The 19181-nt window shown below is 62.7% G+C and carries 20 protein-coding genes and 2 tRNA genes; 14 read left to right on the forward strand and 8 right to left on the reverse strand.

Annotation, left to right across the window (positions count from 1 at the left end):
- Together AB4Z11_RS03075 and AB4Z11_RS03080 are read left to right on the forward strand one after the other, a co-directional pair.
- The coding region (locus AB4Z11_RS03075; protein ID WP_442022735.1) for a TRAP transporter large permease subunit at window positions 1-337 on the forward strand (337 nt) is incomplete at its 5' end.
- Between the two features lie 183 nt (window positions 338-520).
- Window positions 521-1033, forward strand: a complete 513-nt coding sequence (locus AB4Z11_RS03080; protein ID WP_442022736.1) for an REP-associated tyrosine transposase — start codon at window positions 521-523, stop codon at window positions 1031-1033.
- 93 nt (window positions 1034-1126) lie between these two features.
- On the opposite strand, the gene AB4Z11_RS03085 is transcribed toward AB4Z11_RS03080, so the two are convergent.
- Window positions 1127-2119: a TRAP transporter substrate-binding protein gene (locus AB4Z11_RS03085; RefSeq protein ID WP_442022737.1), complete on the reverse strand. Its 993-nt coding sequence runs from the start codon at window positions 2117-2119 to the stop codon at window positions 1127-1129.
- 125 nt (window positions 2120-2244) lie between these two features.
- On the opposite strand from AB4Z11_RS03085, the gene AB4Z11_RS03090 reads away from it, so the two are divergent.
- Together AB4Z11_RS03090 and AB4Z11_RS03095 are read left to right on the forward strand one after the other, a co-directional pair.
- The gene (locus AB4Z11_RS03090; RefSeq protein WP_442022738.1) at window positions 2245-4251 is read left to right on the forward strand and encodes a sensor histidine kinase; all 2007 of its coding nucleotides are present in this window, start codon (window positions 2245-2247) and stop codon (window positions 4249-4251) included.
- A 12-nt stretch (window positions 4252-4263) separates the two neighbouring features.
- A complete protein-coding gene (locus AB4Z11_RS03095) occupies window positions 4264-4851 on the forward strand; it encodes a response regulator transcription factor (RefSeq protein ID WP_442022739.1) in 588 nt (195 codons plus the stop codon).
- 3 nt (window positions 4852-4854) lie between these two features.
- On the opposite strand, the gene AB4Z11_RS03100 is transcribed toward AB4Z11_RS03095, so the two are convergent.
- Window positions 4855-5484, reverse strand: coding sequence for a GH-E family nuclease (locus AB4Z11_RS03100; RefSeq protein ID WP_442022740.1), 630 nt, complete (start codon window positions 5482-5484; stop codon window positions 4855-4857).
- 262 nt (window positions 5485-5746) lie between these two features.
- Entirely contained in the window at window positions 5747-7171 is a 1425-nt protein-coding gene (locus AB4Z11_RS03105; RefSeq protein WP_442022741.1) for a diguanylate cyclase, read from the reverse strand.
- Window positions 7172-7298: 127 nt separating this feature from the next.
- Here AB4Z11_RS03105 and AB4Z11_RS03110 point away from each other — a divergent pair, with 127 nt between their 5' ends.
- Together AB4Z11_RS03110 and AB4Z11_RS03115 are read left to right on the forward strand one after the other, a co-directional pair.
- A complete protein-coding gene (locus tag AB4Z11_RS03110; RefSeq protein WP_442022742.1) occupies window positions 7299-7757 on the forward strand; it encodes a MarR family winged helix-turn-helix transcriptional regulator in 459 nt (152 codons plus the stop codon).
- Complete coding sequence (locus tag AB4Z11_RS03115) at window positions 7754-8605, forward strand: CPBP family intramembrane glutamic endopeptidase (RefSeq protein ID WP_442022743.1); 852 nt, start codon at window positions 7754-7756, stop codon at window positions 8603-8605. Before AB4Z11_RS03110 ends, AB4Z11_RS03115 begins: the two co-directional genes overlap by 4 nt.
- On the opposite strand, the gene queG is transcribed toward AB4Z11_RS03115, so the two are convergent.
- Window positions 8595-9689: a tRNA epoxyqueuosine(34) reductase QueG gene (gene queG / locus AB4Z11_RS03120; protein ID WP_442022744.1), complete on the reverse strand. Its 1095-nt coding sequence runs from the start codon at window positions 9687-9689 to the stop codon at window positions 8595-8597. The genes AB4Z11_RS03115 and queG overlap by 11 nt on opposite strands.
- Window positions 9690-9739: 50 nt before the next feature.
- On the opposite strand from queG, the gene tsaE reads away from it, so the two are divergent.
- The 3 genes from tsaE to AB4Z11_RS03135 are packed head-to-tail and all read left to right on the forward strand — an operon-like array spanning window position 9740 to window position 12408.
- Window positions 9740-10225: a tRNA (adenosine(37)-N6)-threonylcarbamoyltransferase complex ATPase subunit type 1 TsaE gene (tsaE, locus tag AB4Z11_RS03125; RefSeq protein ID WP_442022745.1), complete on the forward strand. Its 486-nt coding sequence runs from the start codon at window positions 9740-9742 to the stop codon at window positions 10223-10225.
- Window positions 10189-11601 (forward strand): N-acetylmuramoyl-L-alanine amidase, encoded by a 1413-nt coding sequence (locus AB4Z11_RS03130; RefSeq protein WP_442022746.1) that lies wholly within the window; start codon window positions 10189-10191, stop codon window positions 11599-11601. Before tsaE ends, AB4Z11_RS03130 begins: the two co-directional genes overlap by 37 nt.
- 9 nt (window positions 11602-11610) lie before the next feature.
- Window positions 11611-12408 carry a D-hexose-6-phosphate mutarotase gene (locus AB4Z11_RS03135; protein ID WP_442022747.1) on the forward strand — a complete coding sequence of 266 codons (798 nt, stop codon included), beginning with the start codon at window positions 11611-11613 and terminating at the stop codon, window positions 12406-12408.
- Here AB4Z11_RS03135 and AB4Z11_RS03140 read toward each other — a convergent pair.
- Complete coding sequence (locus tag AB4Z11_RS03140) at window positions 12392-13468, reverse strand: carbonic anhydrase (RefSeq protein ID WP_442022748.1); 1077 nt, start codon at window positions 13466-13468, stop codon at window positions 12392-12394. The two genes, AB4Z11_RS03135 and AB4Z11_RS03140, sit on opposite strands and share 17 nt — an antisense overlap.
- Before the next feature lie 123 nt (window positions 13469-13591).
- Window positions 13592-14236, reverse strand: a complete 645-nt coding sequence (locus AB4Z11_RS03145) for a VTT domain-containing protein (RefSeq protein WP_442022749.1) — start codon at window positions 14234-14236, stop codon at window positions 13592-13594.
- Window positions 14237-14326: 90 nt separating this feature from the next.
- Between AB4Z11_RS03145 and AB4Z11_RS03150 the strand changes: the two genes are divergently transcribed.
- The 5 genes from AB4Z11_RS03150 (at window position 14327) to AB4Z11_RS03170 (ending at window position 18586) form a co-directional block, all read left to right on the forward strand.
- On the forward strand, window positions 14327-15247 hold the full coding sequence (locus AB4Z11_RS03150; RefSeq protein WP_442022750.1) for a peptidylprolyl isomerase: 921 nt from the start codon (window positions 14327-14329) through the stop codon (window positions 15245-15247).
- Window positions 15248-15368: 121 nt separating this feature from the next.
- On the forward strand, window positions 15369-17345 hold the full coding sequence (gene mutL, locus AB4Z11_RS03155) for a DNA mismatch repair endonuclease MutL (protein ID WP_442022751.1): 1977 nt from the start codon (window positions 15369-15371) through the stop codon (window positions 17343-17345).
- Between the two features lies 1 nt (window position 17346).
- Window positions 17347-18297 (forward strand): tRNA (adenosine(37)-N6)-dimethylallyltransferase MiaA, encoded by a 951-nt coding sequence (gene miaA, locus AB4Z11_RS03160; protein ID WP_442022752.1) that lies wholly within the window; start codon window positions 17347-17349, stop codon window positions 18295-18297.
- A 46-nt stretch (window positions 18298-18343) separates the two neighbouring features.
- Window positions 18344-18420: transfer RNA gene (locus AB4Z11_RS03165), tRNA-Met, on the forward strand.
- A gap of 89 nt (window positions 18421-18509) precedes the next feature.
- Window positions 18510-18586: transfer RNA gene (locus AB4Z11_RS03170), tRNA-Met, on the forward strand.
- Between the two features lie 52 nt (window positions 18587-18638).
- On the opposite strand, the gene AB4Z11_RS03175 is transcribed toward AB4Z11_RS03170, so the two are convergent.
- A complete protein-coding gene (locus AB4Z11_RS03175) occupies window positions 18639-18860 on the reverse strand; it encodes a tautomerase family protein (protein ID WP_442022753.1) in 222 nt (73 codons plus the stop codon).
- Between the two features lie 2 nt (window positions 18861-18862).
- Window positions 18863-19181, reverse strand: a 319-nt coding sequence (locus AB4Z11_RS03180; RefSeq protein ID WP_442022754.1) for a (R)-mandelonitrile lyase, incomplete at its 5' end; no start/stop codon positions are given.

Below are 19181 nucleotides of genomic sequence, written 5' to 3' on the forward strand. Positions count from 1 at the left end.
GTTCTTCACCAACATCCTGCTGCTGCTGGCTGGTAACGTGATGGAACCATCCTCGATCATCCTGGTGATGGCGCCGATCCTGCACCCGGCCGCGATTCGCTTGGGCATCGACGCCGTCCACTTCGGTATCATGATCGACGCCAACATGGAAGTCGGTCTGTGCCACCCGCCGGTCGGCCTGAACCTGTACGTGGCGAGCGGCATCTCGAAGATGAGCATCTCCGAGCTGACCGTGGCCGTGATGCCTTGGCTGCTCACCATGCTCGTGTTCCTGGTAATCGTGACCTACTGGCCAGGACTATCGCTCTGGCTGCCGAAGGCAATGGGCCTGATGTAAGGCTCGGTCTGCGCCTGCAAGGCGGATCAATGATCCGCCCTACGCCGCCCCACAAGGCGGCGTTTCATTTTGCGGATTGATTGGATAATATTTCGGGGCGTAGGGCGGGTCATTGACCCGCCGCAAGCGACAACTGCCGCATCCGCGCTAGGCTGAATACTCACCAGCCCGGAACGGAATCCTATGCCGAACTACCGCCGCCTGCTGCATCCTGGTGGTCGCTACTTCTTCACCGTGGTCAGCGAAGGTCGCCGTCGTATTCTCACGGACGCCGCGTTCCGCCACAACCTTCGCTTCGCCATCCAGCGCGTGCGGGCTCGCTACCCATTCGACATCATTGCATTCGTTTTGCTGCCGGATCATCTCCACACAATTTGGACTCTGCCGGAAGGTGACAGCAACTTTCCGCTGAGGTGGCGCTTAATCAAGGGGCTTGTCACACATCAGGGAGGACAAAACTCCCCTTGGCAACATCGCTATATGGAGCATTGGCTGCGCTCGGAAGAAGACTTCCGCCAGCACTTCGATTACCTTCATTGGAATCCGATGAAACACGGGCTGGTGGCGCGCGTAGTGGACTGGCCCTGGTCGACCTTCCATCGCTACATCGCTGAAGGCATCTATACAGCCGACTGGTGCGGTGACGCAGTCAGCGGCGGATCGATGATCCGCCCTACAACCCCGCATCTCGAATAGGTCACCGTGGCGTGCGGCCGCCTCCCCGTCGACGCTCAATAAAAAAGGGCAAGCCGAAGCTTGCCCACATCGCTGCTGAGAAAGACTGGTGGATTACTTCGACGTTTCCTTGTTGATGGCGTCGATCAGATCTTTGCCGATACGGCTTTCCATTTGCTTTTGCACCGGCAGCATTGCTTTACGCCATTCGGCCTGTTCGGCGGCGCTCAGGTTGTAGATGGTGGTCTTGCCGGACTTCTTGATTGCGTCCAGCGCCATATCGTTGTCGCGTTGGGCAATGGCCTTCTCGTACGTGGTGGCATCGCGCATTGCCGCTTCCAGCTGGGTGCGGATATCGGCCGGCAGGCCATCCCAGAACTTCTTGTTCACGATCACCGCATAGCCCAGGTAGCCGTGGTTGGAGGTGGTCAGATGCTTCTGCACTTCATGCATCTTCTGGGTGTACATATTCGATGGCGGGTTCTCGGTGCCGTCCACCACCCCGGTCTGCAGCGCCTGGTACACCTCGGAGAACGCCAGCACCTGCGGGTTCGCGCCCAGGGCACGCATCTGCGCGTCCAGCACTTTGGACGACTGGATACGCATCTTCAGGCCTTTGAAGTCCGCCACGTTGTGCAGTGGCTTGTTGGCCGACATGATCTTGAAGCCGTTGTCCCAGTAAGCCAAGCCGGTAATGCCCTTGCCTTCCAGTTTCTTCAGCAGACCCTTGCCGATCGGACCTTCGGTCACGTTGTACAGCGCGGTCTTGCTCGGGAAGATGTACGGCAGGTCGAAGACTTCGAATTCTTTCACACCCAGCGGACCGAATTTGGCCAGCGAAGGCGCCAGCATCTGCACGGCGCCCAGCTGCAGGGCTTCCATTTCTTCCTTATCCTTGTACAGCTGGCTGTTTGGATACACTTCAACCTTCACGCGGCCGTTGGTATTCTTTTCCGCCAGCTGCTTGAAGCGCTCGGCGGCCTGGCCCTTCGGCGTGTCGGTGGCGACCACGTGGCTGAACTTGATGACGATCGGCGCCTGGGCGAATGCGTTGGAAGTAATGCAGGCGGCCGCGCTCAAGGCGACCAGGATGGTCTTGAATTTCATAGTGTCTCCCCGTAAAAGTGGATGGATTATTATTCTTACCCATCCCATTCTGCAAAAAGCAATAAGGCTATACAACTGTGGAAAACCACAATACAGCCAGCCCTGAAATTGTTTACCCTCGGATAATGCCTGATTCCACGCCTACATTCAGCCGTCCCCAGCTGCCGAACCCGGTGCGCTGGCTGCTGCCTATCGTCATTGTGCTGCTGTTCATGGCCATCCTGATCTGGCTGCCCTGGCAGGCGCGTCAGATGGAAAGCAGCGAACGCGAAGAGCAGCTGATTGCCGACACCCTCTGGGTCGAGCAATCGATCCGCTTCCAGCTGGGGCGCCATGAGGAAAGCCTGCATGGCATGGCCAATGAAATCACGGCCGGACATCTCACTACTGAGCAACTGCACCAGCGCATGGAGCGCCTGCTGAAGAACGGCCTGGAGCTGAAGCGCGTGATGTTCGTCGGAGCGGACGGCCATATTAGCGCCTCCAGCGAACCGGCGGCGCCACTCAATCCGGGACTGAGCCCAGCTTCGCAGACGGCGCTGGACCGTGCCCGCCGTTCGCGCAATCCAGTCTACAGCCAGCCGGAGCAGCAAGCCGAACATCCGGCCGGTTCGCCCGGCGTGCAAATGATGGACTTCCACTATCCGGTCTATCGCGGCGACGTCTGGCTGGGCAACCTGGTCGCCAGCTACCAGCTGTCCACCATCCTGGACGAGATGGTGCCGTGGTGGTTCGCCCAGGACAATCAGATCACCCTGCTCGACCGCGACGACAAGATCCTGGCCCGCCGCAGCGCGGCCGGTCCCGGTCACGGCGTCTACACCCACAAGCGCGGCCTCGACCTGCCGGGCGTTTCGCTCACATTGATGACGGACAGCGTGAAGTCCGAGCCGCAGCTACTGCCTAATCTGCTGGTCGGCTCCGTGATCGCCCTGTCGCTGGCCCTGCTCTGGAGCCTGCTGGCTCTGTGGGGGCACATCTCGCGCCGCCTCGCCGCCGAGGGCGCGCTGCGCCAGCAGATGTCCTTCCGCACGGCGATGGAAAACTCCCTGGTCACGGGCCTGCGCGCACGCGACCTGGAAGGCCGCGTCACCTATGTGAATCCCGCTTTTTGCCAGATGGTGGGGTACACGGAAGACGAACTGGTGGGCCGCTCGCCACCGATGCCCTATTGGGCGCCGGAAGTGATGGCCGAATACCAGCACCGTCTTGCGGGCGTGCTGGCCGGCTCCATCGTGCCCCAGTTCGAAACCATCTTTCAGCGCAAGGACGGCACCCGCATTCCCGTGCTGATTTTCGAAGCGCCGCTGGTGGACAAGGAAGGCCGCCACACCGGCTATATGGGCTCCATCCTCGACATCACGGACCGCAAGCGCATTGAGGAACTGAACCGGGAGCATCAGGAAAAGCTGCAGGCCAGCTCGCGCCTGGCGACCATGGGCGAGATCGCGTCCATGCTGGCGCATGAGCTGAACCAGCCGCTGGCTGCGATTTCCAGCTATACCACCGGTGCCTTGAACGTGATGGCGCGCGCCGAATCCGGCGGCACGGCGGTCGACTGCGCGATATTGCGCCCGGCACTGGAGCAGGCTGGCGCCCAGGCCCAGCGCGCCGGACAGATCATCCGCAGCGTGCACGAATTCGTGAAGAAGCGCGAGGCGGAGCGCCAGGACATCGGCCTGCAGACCATGTTGGACAGCATCAGCGCCCTGATCGAGCTGCAGGCGCACCAGCTCTACGTGCAGATGCAGGTCGCCATTCCCGCCGACTTGCCAACCGTGCGCGCCGATCGCATGCTGATCGAACAGGTGCTGCTGAACCTGACCCGCAATGCGATCGAGTCCATGGCGAATATTCCCGCCGAGCGCCGCGTGCTGCGCATCGACGCTTCCTATGACGCCGCGACCCGTCTGGTGGCGGTGGCGGTCAGCGACCGTGGCCACGGCATTCCGCAGGAAGTGGCCGAGCGCCTGTTCTCGCCCTTCTTCTCGACCAAGGCCGAGGGCATGGGCATGGGCCTGAACATCTGCCGCACGGCCATCGAATTCCACGGCGGCACGCTGACTCACCGCGATAACCCGCAAGGCGGTACCATATTCACTTTCACGCTGCCGGCATCCGGCGCAAAGTAGACGGAGATTTTCATGTTGCACATAGTCGATGACGAAGCGGTAGTGCGCGATGCGCTGTCATGGCTGGCTTCCTCGCGCGGGATTCCGGCCGTGGCTTACGACGGCGGCACCAGCTTCCTCGCCCATGTCGCGAACGGCGACTTCGACGAGGCGGGCGACTGCGTGTTGCTGGACGTCCGCATGCCCGACATTAATGGCATCGCCGTATTCGACCAGTTGGCCGCGCGCGGCCTGGCGCAGCGCCTGTCCGTGATCTTCCTGACCGGCCACGGCGACGTGCCCATGGCCGTCGACTCGCTCAAGCGCGGCGCCTTCGACTTTTTCGAAAAGCCGTTCAACGACAACCAGCTGATGGACCGCGTGCAGGAAGGCCTGGCACGCTCGCGCGAAGCCAGCAGCAAGGCCGCCGTTCACGCCCGCCTCGCCACGCTGTCGCAGCGCGAACGCGAAGTGCTGGACCTGATCCTGGCCGGCAAAATGAACAAGGTCGTGGCGGACGAGCTGGGCATCTCGATGCGCACCGTCGAAGTCCACCGCGCCCACATCTTCGACAAGATGCAGGTTAAAACCGCGGTCGAACTGGCGGGCCTGCTGAAGTAGCGCTTATTTCACCGGCACCATGCTGCCTCCGCCACCGCTGCTGCCGTCATCCTTGCGGAAAGGCTGGTATTTGCCGGACATTTCCGGTTCATCATCCGGCGTGTGGTAGCCATCATCATCGTCGTCATCGACGGGATTGATCTTCCTGTTTTCGTAGCGGTGCGACTCGTTGCAGCGCTTGCACAGCACGCGCAAGCCATCCGGGCGCAAATATTCGGCACGGATCTCGGCGTGCGTTGCACGGCGGGCCGTCAGTTTCGCCAGGCGCCCGGCCCAGCTAGGGTAATGGTCGAGGTGTACGCTTGATGTCTTGTGCAGGCGTTTTTTCTTCTTGCTGCGGTAGTAGAAGGGTAATTCGCTGCGGTCGCGCCGCGCGATCGGCCGGCCGCAGCGCGGGCAGACATAGAAGCCGCGCACGTGCAGCACCGCCGTGCGCTTGATCAGCCTACTGCGCAAGCTGACCGGAAACGTGAAGCGCAGCTGGCGCCGGGCGCCAGGCGGCTCGTAATCCTCATCATCGTCGTTCTTCTTCTGACGTCCACGCCGCGACATTTGCAGCAGTTGTACCAGGCCGGCAGTCGGCCGTTGTGCCGCCTGCGCCACCTGCCCCGGCCGCGCGATCGGCGGCGGCACCGGTACTCGTGGGGCTGGWACTCGTGGGGCTGGAACTCGTGGTGCCGACACCCGTGGCACCGCTGGCAGCGCTTGCGCATTCACCATCGCAGGCGGCTTTGGGAATGCGCGCACGGCAGACGCCTGCACAACCGGCTTGGCAAACGGTGTATAAGGTGGCGGAACGCGCGGCATGCCCATATGGTCTGCTCAGCGGTGGACGATATCGCAGCATAGCGCGATCGCTATGCCGGAATGCTCACACATTCTCACCGGAGTGGACTCAGGCCGCCAACTCCGTGCGGTTACGGCCGCCCTGCTTGGCGCGGTAGAGGGCGCGGTCGGCGCGGGTGAACCAGCGTTCGTAATTGGCTTCCTCATCGAGCGCGACGGCGACGCCGAGGCTGATGTGCATGTGGAAGCGGGCATCTTCATGCTGCACGGGCGATGCGGCGACTTCTTCGCGCAGGCGTTCCGCAAAGGCATGGGCACCCAGCTCGCCGGTTTCGGGCAGCACGATCAGGAACTCTTCGCCGCCGTAGCGCGCGGCGAAGTCCATTTCGCGCATCACGGACTGGATCACGCAAGCCAGCTGGCGCAAGGCCGCGTCGCCGGCGGGATGGCCGTAGCGGTCGTTGATTTCCTTGAAGTGGTCGATATCCAGCAGCACCATGGCCGCCCCGTGGCGCAAGCGGCGCGCGCGCTGCCATTCCGCCGACAGGCGGCGGTCGGCGGCGCGGCGGTTCAGCAGGCCGGTCAGCGCATCGGTGGTGGCCAGCTTTTGCAGATCATCGTTCGCACGATGCAGCTCGGCCAGCAGGCGGTCCTGCGATTGCTGCCAGTGCACGAACAGCTCGTAGCCGAAGAAGGCCATGAACACCACGATCACCGCGAACACCCAGTAGAAAATCCACATGGTCTGGCGCAGCACGCCCAGCGCGTGCACCAGCGACGCCAGATCGATCTGCCGCTCCGCCAGTTGAATAGTCACGAAACCGTAAATCAGCACGCCGAGCGTAACGGAAGCCAGCAGGCCGAGAATCGACTGGCGCGAACTCGTAAAGGTATCGCGCATCAGCTGAGGATGCGCCGCCATCCAGCGATCGACCCACGGCCACACCAGCGCCATCGCGGGACCGGCAATCAGCACGCTTTGCAGGAAGGCGCCCAACCACCAGCCCTGCCAGATCGGCAGCAAGGCGGCCGGTTCGTAGTGATTGGTATAGCTCCAGATCAGCGCACCGCTGGAACCGAACACGCTGGCGATAAAGGCCAGCTGCACATAGAACAGCAGCGGATTCAGTCCGCGCAAATCGCGCCGCATGGCGATGGCCTGGTAGCCGATCACCATGATCGCAAAACCGAGCGGATTGGAAAACGCGAACAGCATCGCCCATGGCACCGGCATGCCCGCATAAATCGCCAGCGAGAACGTGGCGCAGTAAGCCGGAATCGCGCCCCACCACCAGCCGAGGGTGAGCGTCAGCAGCATGCAGATCAGCAGGGGCGGATAAACGGTGAGATAGATGGTCACACCGCCAAATTCGAGGGGAATGCCGGACCAGCGCCACACCACCATGCCCACGCCCAGCGCGATGCACAGGACGAGCAACGCCAGCCAGCCGCCGAACAAACAGGCCTTCTGCTGCCGGCTGCCGTCGCGCCACAGTCRCCATGGCGACAACTCCCGGTACGGAGGAGCTTCCACTTTAATGTCCGACAACATGGGTTCCCCTTGGTATCTGATCATTATACAAACGAAAGCCACAAAAAATTACATAAGCACTTATGAATTTTGTTATTATTAAATTATGAGACAAGGACTTGGAACCCAGTTGCGCCACCTGATCGACTTGCTGGACGGCGCCGTTGCCGCCTCCTACGACGAGGCCGGCATCGACTATCGCCCTCGCTACACACCCGTCATGCGGGCGCTGGAGAGCGGCCAGCCGCGCACCGTCAGCCAGATCGCGGAAGCGGCCGGAATCACCCAGCCGGCCGCCACGCAGACTGTTGCTTTAATGCTGAAAGCAGGTCTGCTGGCCGCCAGCGTCAGTGATAAAGACGCCCGCCAGAAGCTCATCAGCCTGAGCGCAGAAGGGCAGGATTTGCTGCCCAAGCTGCGCCAGTGCTGGCAAGCCACGCGCGCGGCAGCCGACAGCCTGGATCGCGACCTGCCCTATCCCTTGTCCGAGGCGCTGGCCCAGGCCATCGCCGCACTGCAAACGCAGCCCTTTGACGAGCGCATTCGCAAAGCGCGCGCCGCCATCAACAATAAGAAGGAGGTTCCATGAGCATTGCCCAGCAAGCCGTTTCACCTGCCTCGCCGTCTGTTCCATCCCGCGCTGCACGCTTCTTCACGCATCCCATCGCGCGCATCCTGATCGGCATTCCCGCAACGGCAGTGCCGATCATGGGCACGATGATGCTGATCCAGGCCCTGGTGCCGAAACCGCTGCGCGTGGCCTGGCCTTTCCTGCTGGCCGCCGTCATCTGCGTGCTGAGCTACCGCTTCTACGTGCGCCGCATGGAGAAGCGCGATGCGACCGAATTGGCGCGCGCCGGGGCACTGCCTGAAATCAGCATAGGGATGGCAATCGGCGCAATGCTTGGACTGGCTACCGCTGGCCTGCTGGCTGCAGCCGGCGCCTTCACGATCACGGGTAGCAATGGCTGGGAATTCCTGCTCAAGTCCCTGCCCGAAGAACTCATGGTGGCCTTCTTCGAGGAGCTGCTGTTCCGCGCCGTACTGTTCCRCATCGTCGAACAACGCTGGGGCAGCCGCACTGCGCTCGTCGTGTCCTTCCTGCTGTTCGCACTGGCGCATATGGAGAACGCCCATGCCAATGCGCTGGGCTTCCTGATTACCGGCGTGGCATCGATCACGCTGTGCGCCTGCTATATGCTGACGCGCCGCCTGTGGCTGTGCATCGGCGTTCACTTCGGATGGAATTATTTGTATGACGGCGTGTTTGCCGTTCCCGTCTCCGGCCATGCCGCACGTGGCTGGCTGCAGGTTGCGATGCCCGGCCCGGAATGGCTGACCGGCGGCGCTTATGGCGTGGAGGCATCCGTTGTCACGCTACTGGTGTGGGTCGCAGCGGCAAGCTACCTGCTGCGCCGCGCGGCATTCAAGCGCTGAGGTGGCGGGCCAGCGCCCACTCCACATGCTCGCGCACCAGCGCTGAAGGATGATCGCGGCGCGCCTGCAGCGCCGCCACAATCGCCGCATCGCCGCGTGCGCCCATGTCCGCCGCATTGCCCAGGCCGACCGCGATATTGCGCAGCCAGCGTTCGTGCCCGATGCGGCGGATCGGACTGCCTTCCATGCGGCGGTTGAACTCCTCCTCCGTCCACGCGAACAGCTCAATCATGCCCGCGCTGCCAAGCGCATGGCGCTCATCGAAATCGGGCAGCGTGGCGCGCTGGGCAAATTTGTTCCACGGGCAGGCGGTCTGGCAATCGTCGCAGCCATAGACGCGGTTGCCGATCAGCGGGCGCAGTTCTTCCGGAATCGAAGACTTCAATTCAATCGTCAGATAGGAAATGCAGCGCCGTGCATCCAGCCTGCCCGGCCCCAGAATCGCCTGCGTCGGGCACACATCGATGCAAGCCTGGCACTGGCCGCAATGCGCGCCGGTTGGCTCATCGACCGGTAGCGGCAGGTCGACCAGAATCTCGCCCATGAAGAACATCGAGCCCGCGCTGCGGTTGATCAACAAGGTATGCTTGCCGCGCCAGCCCAGGCCGGATTTCTCGGCCAGCGGCAATTCCATCACGGGCGCGGAATCGGTGAACACGCGATAACCGAATTCGCCGACGGCGGCGCGGATCTTGTCCGCCAGCTGTTGCAGGCGCGCGCGCAGCACCTTGTGGTAATCGCGTCCCCGTGCATAAACGGAAATCACGGCCTGTGTCGGATCGCTCAGACGCGCCGTTTCGCGCTCGCGCCAGTTCTCATCCTGTGCACCTGGCAGGTAATTCATGCGGGCAGTCACCACGCGCACCGTGCCCGGCACCAGCTCGGCGGGACGGGCGCGCATCATGCCGTGGCTTGCCATATAGTCCATTTCGCCGTGCATGCCAGCGTCCAGCCAGGCCTGCAAGCCCGCTTCGGCGGACGCAAGATCAATGTCCGCAATGCGCACTTCGGCGAAGCCAAGCTCCTCCCCCCACGCCTTGATGGACGCGGCAAGTTCGGCTAATTTCTGCTCAGGGAGGGACATCGGGGCGGGACCAGCTATACAATGCGGGGATCAAACCGCCATTTTATTCGATGCAGCACTTTAAATCTCACCTTCACGACGAAGCCGGCACGGCCGCCCTGGGCAGCTCGCTGGCGCGCGCCATCATTCCCGGCCTGGCCATCTACCTGCACGGCGACCTCGGTGCAGGCAAGACCGCCCTCACCCGCGCACTGCTGCACGCGGCCGGCCACGTCGGCAATGTGAAAAGCCCGACCTATACGCTGTCCGAGCCTTACCGCGTGGCCCTGGATGGCAAGCCTGTCAACATCATCCATTACGACCTGTATCGCATGGGCAGTCCGGAGGAATTCCTCGATGCGGGCTTCCGCGAGGACTTCGATGGCCAGAACATCTGCATCGTCGAGTGGCCCGAAAAAGCGGAAGGCGTGCTGCCGCCACCGGATCTTCGCGTTATTCTCTCGATTGAAGGCGATGGACGTGATGTAGAATTGCAGGCGTCCTCAGCTCTGGGTCAGCTATGCCTGCAACGCCTCCAATTCGCACCGAATCTCTGACCGCCCGCGCCCGGACCCGGCGCACGGTCCTCAAAGCCGGCGGCACTTTGCTGCTGTCCGTGCTYGCACCGCTGCCTGCAATGGCGGCGCAAATCCTGGCCGTCCGCGTCTGGCCAGCCGACGACTACACGCGCGTCACGCTGGAAAACGATTCGGACCTGAAAGCCACCCACTTCATCGTCAAAGACCCTGAGCGACTGGTAGTCGATATTGAAGGTCTCGAACTCAATCCGACGCTGAAAGGCCTGGTTGCCAAGATCCAGTCGAACGACCCGTACATCAAGCAGGTGCGCGTCGGCCAGAACCGCCCGAACGTGGTGCGCCTGGTGTTCGATCTGAAAGAAGAGATTACGCCGCAGGTGTTTACCCTGCCGCCGGTTGGCAACTACAAGCATCGCCTGATCTTCGACCTGTATCCGGTCAAGGAAGTGGACCCGATTGCGGCCATGATCGAAAAGGGCGAATGGACCACGGATGGCAATACCGCCACGCCGCAGCAGCCTTCGGTAGCCGCCGCGCCGACACCCGGCGTGCCTGTGCCACCAGCGCCGGCCACGCCGCCCGCCGCTGCGCCAACACCTGCCCTGCCGCCGGAAGTAACCAAGCCGGAAGTCGCAGCCGTGGCCAAGCCTGAGAAACCGCTGCCCGGCCCCGGTGGAAAACTGGTGCGCATGCTGACCATCGCGCTCGACCCAGGCCACGGCGGTGAAGACCCCGGCGCCACCGGTTCGCGCGGCAGCCGCGAAAAAGACATCGTGCTGGCAATTGCCAAGCGCCTGAAATCCAAGATCGAAGAACATCCGAATATGCGCGTGATGCTGACGCGCGATGGCGACTTCTTCGTGCCATTGCCAACCCGCGTGGAAAAAGCGCGCAAGGTGGACGCCGACCTGTTCGTGTCCATCCACGCCGACGCCTTCGTGCAGCCGACCGCGCGCGGCTCGTCGGTGTTCGTGCTGTCGGAAAAAGGCGCCAGCTCGAACGCCGCGCGCTGGCTGGCCAACAAGGAAAACCAGGCCGACCTGATCGGCGGCGCCAACGCGAAAGGCGGCGACCCGCAGCTTGCGAGCGTGCTGTTCGACCTGTCGACGACCGCGCAAATCAACGATAGCCTCAAAGTGGGCAAGGCCGTGCTGGGTGAAATCGGCGGCATCAACAAGCTGCACAACGGCGCCGTTGAACGCGCGGGCTTTGCCGTGCTGAAAGCGCCGGATATTCCATCGATCCTGATCGAGACAGCCTTCATCTCCAATCCGGAAGAAGAGGCGCGCCTGCTGGACAACGCCTATCAGGACCAGATTGCGGACGCCATCGTCAAAGGCATCCGCCGCTACTTTGCCAAGAACCCGCCGCTCGCCAAGAACCGGCTCACATAAGGACTTCAGATGCACAAGATGGTGACTATCGGCGCCCTGCCCGCCGTTTCGATCAACACGGCCGACGGCGCCGAAGCCACCATCACGCTATACGGCGCGCATCTGACATCCTGGAAAACCGCCGATGGGCGCGAACGCCTGTTCATGAGCAGCAAATCGCCGCTGGACGGTAGCGCGGCCATCCGCGGCGGCGTGCCGGTGATCTTCCCGCAATTCTCCACACGCGGTACGGGACAGCGCCACGGCGTTGCGCGCCTGTCCAACTGGCGTTTGGCCGACAGCGGCGCGGAAGGCCCGAGCGCCTGGGCCGAATTCGAGCTGACCGAAAAAGAGGTGCCGCCCGCGCTGGCGCAAGGCTGGCCGCATGTGTTCGCGCTGCGCCTGCGCTTCACCCTGCACGCTGAATCGATCGAGATGAGCTTCAATGTGCGCAACACAGGCGATCAGGACTTCGATTTCGCCTGCGCCCTGCATACCTACTACGCGCTGGAAGCCTTCGAGCACACGGCGCTGCAAGGCCTGGCAGCCGGCGACATCTATTTCAAGGAAAAGCTGGACAACATCTATCCGGCTCCGGACGAACTGACCTTGCTGCACACTGGCGCCGGCGCGCTGYGCCTGCAGCAGGAAGGCTTCACTGAATTCGTGGTGTGGAATCCCGGCGCCGAGGGCGCTGCGGCCCTGAGCGATATGGCAGACGAGGAGTACCGCCAGTTCGTGTGCGTCGAACCGGCGCGCGTGGACAAGAAACCGCTGGCAGCCGGTGCCGAATGGTCCGGCACTCACACCATCAGTTTGATTCCTTGATCATGCGGCCGGAAGAGGCCTGCACCGGACGCGCATTGAAGGGATAGAGGCGGCTGAACAGCGCCATCTGCGCCGGCGAGGCCTGCAGCGGCTCTTTCATCACCATCCACAGCACGCCTTCGGTGCAGGGCGGCGTGGTCAGCGAACCCATATAGGTGTAATACTCGCGCTTCTGCGGCAGCAGGTCGTTCGGGTCCAGCACGATGGACGGCACCGAGGTGTCGCCTTTCTCCAGCGGCAGATTATTCCAGACAGTCTGGATGACGGGCTGCGGTTTGCCGCGCTCGAGCAGCAGCGCCAGCACGGCCAGCTTGCCTTCCGCGCTCCTGTGCACCAGGTGCACCACCATCTCGTAGCCCTTGCCATTCACGCGCTCTTCGGACGGGCGATGGAAGTGGAAACTCTGCAGCTCATACATGGTGTTACCCACGTTGAGATAATTGCCGCCGCCCAGCTGCACTTCCACGGTGTGGCCAGTGTCGCGCACATTGAAGCCCGCCGGATGGTAGTCGAAGCCAATCTGCTCCAGGTCCACCTTCATGCCGTCGCGGATATCGATCGGCGACTGGCGATTGCCGAAGCCGCACTTGGCCCAGTCGGTATTGATGCGTGCCCAGTTGGCCGGACCCAGCTCGCCTTCGTATTCCCAGTGCGTGCCATTGGTGCGCGGTGGCGGCAGTTTGGCGATGGCGGCTTCGCGTGCAGCCTTGGCGGCAGATTCCTTCTTGGCTTTGTTGGCGGCGGCCATGCGCGCAGCCTGATTGGCTTTCATTTCAGCCAGGCGCTGGGCAATCTTGGCCGACAGCTCGGCTTCGGCCATTGCTTCCTGCTCGCGCTGGGAAGGCTTGCGGGTGGTGGCCGGTTTGACCGCCGGCACCGGCGCGGAAGACGCCGATGCGGCGGATTCGCCGGTGGAGCCGTACTTTGCCTTCTCGGCTGCCGCAGCGGCTGCGAGATTAGGACGAATCGACGGCACGCCTTTCGGCTCCGCAGGAGGATCGATCGCGCTTGCCGTACCGATGACGAGATAGCAAGCCGACAGGGCGATCAGGTTACGCATGTTATCCGGGGTGTAAAAATACTGGGGTTACACCGGTTAACGGTTGCGCTGGGGGAAAACTTGAGCCCTCATATCCGGGTCAATCCCAAGGGACTGCCCCCTGGGTCTGACCCCGTTTCTGGGTCAGCGCCCCAGCACCTTGCGTCCCAGTTTCCACGCTCCGCTCAGCGCCATCGGCACAACTGCCGCGCCCACGCCGACCAGCACGATGGTATTCAAGTGATCACGAATATAAGGCGCGTTGCCAAACAGGTATCCCGCTACGGTCAGCGACGTTACCCAGGCCAGCGCACCGGCCACATTAAACATCTGGAATCGGGTATGCGTCATATCCGAAACGCCCGCCACGAAAGGCGCAAAAGTACGTACCACCGGGACGAAGCGCGCCAGGATAATAGTCTTGCCGCCGTGGCGTTCAAAGAATTCGTGAGTGCGGCGCAGCGCGTCCTTATTAATCCAGCGATAGTCGTGGGTAAACACGCGCTGGCCAATCGCTTCGCCGATCCAGTAATTGGTCGTATTGCCCAGCACCGCCGCAGCCGTGAGCAGGAAAATCAGCGCGGCCAGGTCCATATGGCCGGAGGCGCAGAAGGCGCCACCAATGAAGAGCAGCGTATCACCCGGGAAGAAGAACAGCACCACCAGGCCGGTCTCGCAAAACACAATACCGAAAAGCACGGCGTACACCAAAGTGCCGTACTGGTTGATCAGGGTGCCCATCGCCTTGTCGACGTGGAGCAGCATGTCCAGAAATTGAACGAAATCCATATAAATTCCAAAAGGTCGCGGCGGGAATCATACTACAATCGCCTGTCGCCGGACGGCCGGCAGAACCCATATAACAAGGAGACGAAGAGGATGCACGCACCGAAGATTGTGAAGTCCTGGCCCGCCTTAGTTCTGGCGCTGGCCGCCCTGCCCGGCATCGCGGCGCAAAAGGAACTGCCGCCCAAGCCGACCGTGGGTGATGTCATCAAGGCATCCAAACCTTCCGAGTGGCGCGCTCTCGATCCCGAGAACACCCTGTATATGGACCTGGCGGCAGGCCGCGTAATCATCGAACTGTCGCCGATCTTTGCGCCGAATCACGCCGCCAACATCCGCACGCTGGTGCGCGAGGGCTATTTCGATGGCCTGTCCGTCTACCGCTCGCAGGACAATTTCGTGGCCCAGTGGGGCGATCCGGACGAGGACCATCCCAAGGCGCTGAAAACCGCCAAGGCCAAGCTGGCCRGCGAATTCACTATCCCGCTGAAGAACGACAACCAGTTCACCAAGCTGCCGGACAGCGACGGCTACGCGCCGGTGGTCGGCCACTCCAACGGCTTCCCTTCCGCCCGCGATCCGAAAACCGGCCAGGCGTGGCTGACGCACTGCTACGGCATGATCGGCGTCGCGCGCGGCAATGAGTCCGACAGCGGCAACGGCGGCACCCTGTACGCGGTCATCGGCAACGCCCCGCGCCAGCTGGACCGCAACATCACCGTCGTGGGACGCGTGGTAAGCGGTATGCCGCTGCTGTCCATCATCCCGCGCGGCCCGGCGCCGATGGGCATGTACGAGAAGCCGGACATGTATGTGCCGATCAAATCCGTCCGCCTCGCCGCCGACGTACCTGAAGCGGAGCGCAGCAAGTTCGAAGTCATGCGCACCGAATCGGCCAGCTTCAAGGCTGTCGCTGACGCCTCCCGCAACCGCGGCGGGCCATGGAATAAAGTCTCCCCAGGCCATGTGGACCTCTGCAACGTGCCCATCCCCGTCCGCGAAGCTAAACCCTGAAGCAAAATCCAGTGCCAGCCACGATGTGGCTGGCACTAGGGTTATGCCTCGGGTTATTCGAGTGCCAGCCACGATGTGGCTGGCACTAGGGTTATGCCTCGGGTTGTTATAATGCCCAACCATGAACGCCCCAACGCCCCCGCGCCCCATCCGCGCCCTTCCTGACCAGCTCATCTCCCAGATCGCCGCCGGCGAGGTTGTCGAACGCCCGTCCGCCGTCGTCAAAGAGCTGCTGGAAAACGCCCTGGACGCCGGATCGTCGCAAATTACCGTGCGGCTGGAAGAAGGCGGCGTCAAACGTATCTGCATCACCGACAACGGCAAAGGCATTCCGCCGGACCAGATGCCTCTGGCTCTGGCCCGTCACGCGACCTCAAAAATCGCTTCCCTGGACGATCTGGAAAACGTAGGCACTTTGGGCTTCCGCGGTGAAGCCCTGGCCTCGATCGCCTCCGTAGCCGCCGTCACCCTGACCTCGCGCACCGCCGATGGCGCCCACGCCTGGGAACTGGAAGGTTCCCACCTCGGCACCGTCGTGCCATCGTCGGGCGCCCACGGGACCACCATCGACGTGCGGGACCTGTACTTCAACACGCCCGCGCGCCGCAAATTCCTGAAATCCGAGCAAACCGAATTCGGCCACTGCGCGGAAGTCGTGCGCCGCATTGCGCTCGCGCGTCCGGACGTCAGCTTCACGCTGACCCACAATGGCCGCACCGTCGATCACTGGATGGTCAGCGATATGGCCAAGCGCAGCGCGCAAATCCTGGGCGCGACCTTCGAGGAAGCGCGCCTGCCAATTGACGAAGGCTCGGGCGTGCTGCGCGTGCATGGTTTCGCCGGTCTGCCGACGGCATCCAAGGGCCGCGCCGACAGCCAATACTTCTACGTCAACGGCCGCTTCGTGCGCGACAAGCTGCTGGTGCACGCCGTGCGCGCTGCATACGAAGACGTGCTGCATGGCGACCGCTTCCCGTCCTACGTGCTTGCTTTGGATCTCGACCCGGCACTGGTGGACGTCAACGTGCACCCGTCCAAGATCGAAGTGCGCTTCCGCGATAGCCGCGCGGTGCACCAGTTCGTATTCCACGCCGTGCAGCGTGCCCTCGCCGCAACGTCGGCAACCTCGCACGGCAGCGTGCCATCGCCGCTGCCTGCCGCCGAAACGCTGCAAACATCCGGCCCGACCTGGCGCCCGCAGCAGCAGACATCCTTCGGTTCGATCCTGAACCCTGAATACAGGCCGACGTTCTCGCCGTCGCCATTCGGCGRCAGCAATGGCGGCGTGGCGCAGTCCACAGAGCGCTATGGCGCACTGTTTGCGGGCGACGCGCGCGATGGCGCTACCGGTTTCAGTGCGGGCAACGCAGCTGCCCCTTCCGCCGGCTGGAGTTCCGGCGCCACCGCCGCCGATGGCAGCGCGGGCTTCCGCGCCTCCTCGGATTACAGTCTGCCGCAAGGTGCGCCAATCGCCGCCTCGTCGTCGCAACTGTCCGGCGACGAATTCCCGCTCGGCTTCGCACTGGCCCAGCTGCATGGCATCTACATCCTGGCCCAGAACAGCAAGGGCCTGGTGCTGGTCGACATGCACGCCGCACACGAGCGCATCCTCTACGAACAGCTGAAGAACGCACTGGACGCGCAGATCAGCGGCACCGATATGCAGGTGCAGAACCTGCTGATCCCCGTCACCTTCTACGCTGACGGCATCGAAGTGGGCACCGTGCAGGAACACGGCGACACCCTGAAAACACTGGGCTTCGACATCGCCGTGCTGTCGCCAACCACGCTGGCCGTGCGCGCCGTGCCTGCCCTGCTGAAGAACGCCGACGCGCAAACGCTGGCGCGCGACGTGCTGCGCGATGTGCGCGAATACGGCGGCTCGCGCGTGCTGATCGAGCGCCGCAACGAACTGCTCGGCACTCTCGCCTGCCACACGGCAGTGCGTGCCAACCGCATCCTCACCCAGCCCGAGATGAACGCCCTGCTGCGCCAGATGGAATCCACCGAGCGCGCCGACCAGTGCAACCACGGACGTCCAACCTGGGTGCAGGTCGAAATCTCCGCGCTGGACAAGCTCTTCCTGCGCGGCCAATAAAATGAATCAGCAGTTGAAGCGGCCATTGGCGGTCGCCATCATGGGCCCGACCGCATCGGGCAAGACCGCCTCCGCGCTGAAGATCGCACAGCACATTCCCGCGGAGATTATCTCGGTCGATTCTGCGCTGGTTTATCGCGGCATGGACATTGGCACCGCCAAGCCCTCGCGCGAAGAACTGGACGCCGTGCCGCACCACCTGATCGACATCATCGATCCGCTGGACTCGTATTCCGTCGCCCAGTTCCGCACCGATACGCTACGCCTCGTTGACGAAATCAGCTCGCGCGGCAAGCTGCCGCTGCTGGTGGGTGGCACCATGCTGTACTACAAAGGCCTGAACGACGGCCTGGATGATCTGCCCGGCGCCGATCCCGCCATCCGCGCCCAGCTCGACGTGGAAGCCGCGCGCGATGGCTGGCCAGCCCTGCACGCGCGTCTGGGTCTGCTCGACCCGGCCACCGCCGCCCGTCTCAAGCCCATGGACTCGCAACGCATTCAGCGCGCACTGGAAATCATTCAGCTGACCGGGAGGCCGATGTCCGAGCTGCTGGCGCAGCGAGTGAAAGAAGAACTGCCGTTCGAGCTGGTGTCCTTCGCGCTGGAGCCGTCCGACCGCAAAGTCCTGCACGACCGCATTGAGCGCCGCTTCGACATCATGCTCGAAGGCGGCTTGCTGGATGAAGTGAAAGCCCTGCGCGCACGCGGCGACCTGCACGTGGGTCTGCCCTCGATCCGCTGCGTAGGCTACCGCCAGGCCTGGCAGTATCTGGATGGCGAAATCGACTACGCAACCATGCGCGACACCGGCATCTTCGCTACGCGCCAGCTGTGTAAGCGCCAGCTAACCTGGCTGCGCTCCATGCCCCAGCGCACTGTGATCGACTGCCTCGCGCCGGACGCGTCCGACCAGCTCCTGCAGCAGGTTCTTGCCAAGATTTCCACGAATTAGCTCTTGACAGTCACCCCTCGCCGCCGCGATAATTTCGCCTCTCTTTGGTGATATAGCTCAGTTGGTTAGAGCATAGCATTCATAATGCTAGGGTCGGTGGTTCAAGTCCACCTATCACCACCAAGAATTCCAAAACCCGCGCCTTCGCGGGTTTTGACTTTCGGCAGGAGAAGTTGACGCCCGCCGAAACACATGCCATAATGTGTGGCTCTGGTGATATAGCTCAGTTGGTTAGAGCATAGCATTCATAATGCTAGGGTCGGTGGTTCAAGTCCACCTATCACCACCAAGGAATACAGAAAAAACCGCCGTGCTCGCAAGAGTCGGCGGTTTTTTTATTCTCAGTACCCGGGCTTCTTGAGCAGAGTGTCCCACTTGGCCTGAATATCCGGTTCGTAGACTTGCGCGGTCCAGTCCTGTGCCGCCACTTCGTCGAAGCCGACCGATACCGACTCCTCGCCATACTTCAGCACCTCCATCACGCTTTCCGTAATGCGGTCGGCCAGCAACTGTTTCTGCCGGTCCGATTTGCCGGGCCAGAGCTTCACGATAATGTGCGGCATGCTCAGACCTCCACGACTGGCTCGTACCAGTCAACGGCCTTACCATCAAGCTGCTCCTGGATTGCGATGTGGGTCATCGCCGTGTCGACGCCTGCGCCATGCCAGTGCTTTTCGCCGGGCGCGATCCACACTACGTCGCCTGCATAAATATCCTCCACCGGACCACCCCAGCGCTGCACTCGGCCGCAACCTGCTGTGACGACCAGTGCTTGTCCCAGCGGGTGTGCGTGCCACACCGTGCGGGCGCCCGGCTCGAACGTCACGCTACCGCCCGAAGCACGCGCCGCCTCATTCGCCTGAAACAGCGGATCGATCCTGACC

The organism is Pseudoduganella sp. RAF53_2, from assembly GCF_052113985.1.
In the GTDB taxonomy this organism is placed as follows: Bacteria; Pseudomonadota; Gammaproteobacteria; order Burkholderiales; family Burkholderiaceae_D; genus Rugamonas.

Excerpts from the sequence above, each read along its gene's own strand:
- AB4Z11_RS03080 (WP_442022736.1), top strand. The coding sequence starts at position 521 with ATGCCGAACTACCGCCGCCTGCTGCATCCTGGTGGTCGCTACTTCTTC.
- AB4Z11_RS03085 (WP_442022737.1), bottom strand. The coding sequence starts at position 2,119 with ATGAAATTCAAGACCATCCTGGTCGCCTTGAGCGCGGCCGCCTGCATT.
- AB4Z11_RS03090 (WP_442022738.1), top strand. The coding sequence starts at position 2,245 with ATGCCTGATTCCACGCCTACATTCAGCCGTCCCCAGCTGCCGAACCCG.
- AB4Z11_RS03095 (WP_442022739.1), top strand. The coding sequence starts at position 4,264 with ATGTTGCACATAGTCGATGACGAAGCGGTAGTGCGCGATGCGCTGTCA.
- queG (WP_442022744.1), bottom strand. The coding sequence starts at position 9,689 with ATGTCCCTCCCTGAGCAGAAATTAGCCGAACTTGCCGCGTCCATCAAG.
- tsaE (WP_442022745.1), top strand. The coding sequence starts at position 9,740 with ATGCAGCACTTTAAATCTCACCTTCACGACGAAGCCGGCACGGCCGCC.
- AB4Z11_RS03140 (WP_442022748.1), bottom strand. The coding sequence starts at position 13,468 with ATGCGTAACCTGATCGCCCTGTCGGCTTGCTATCTCGTCATCGGTACG.
- AB4Z11_RS03145 (WP_442022749.1), bottom strand. The coding sequence starts at position 14,236 with ATGGATTTCGTTCAATTTCTGGACATGCTGCTCCACGTCGACAAGGCG.
- miaA (WP_442022752.1), top strand. The coding sequence starts at position 17,347 with ATGAATCAGCAGTTGAAGCGGCCATTGGCGGTCGCCATCATGGGCCCG.
- AB4Z11_RS03175 (WP_442022753.1), bottom strand. The coding sequence starts at position 18,860 with ATGCCGCACATTATCGTGAAGCTCTGGCCCGGCAAATCGGACCGGCAG.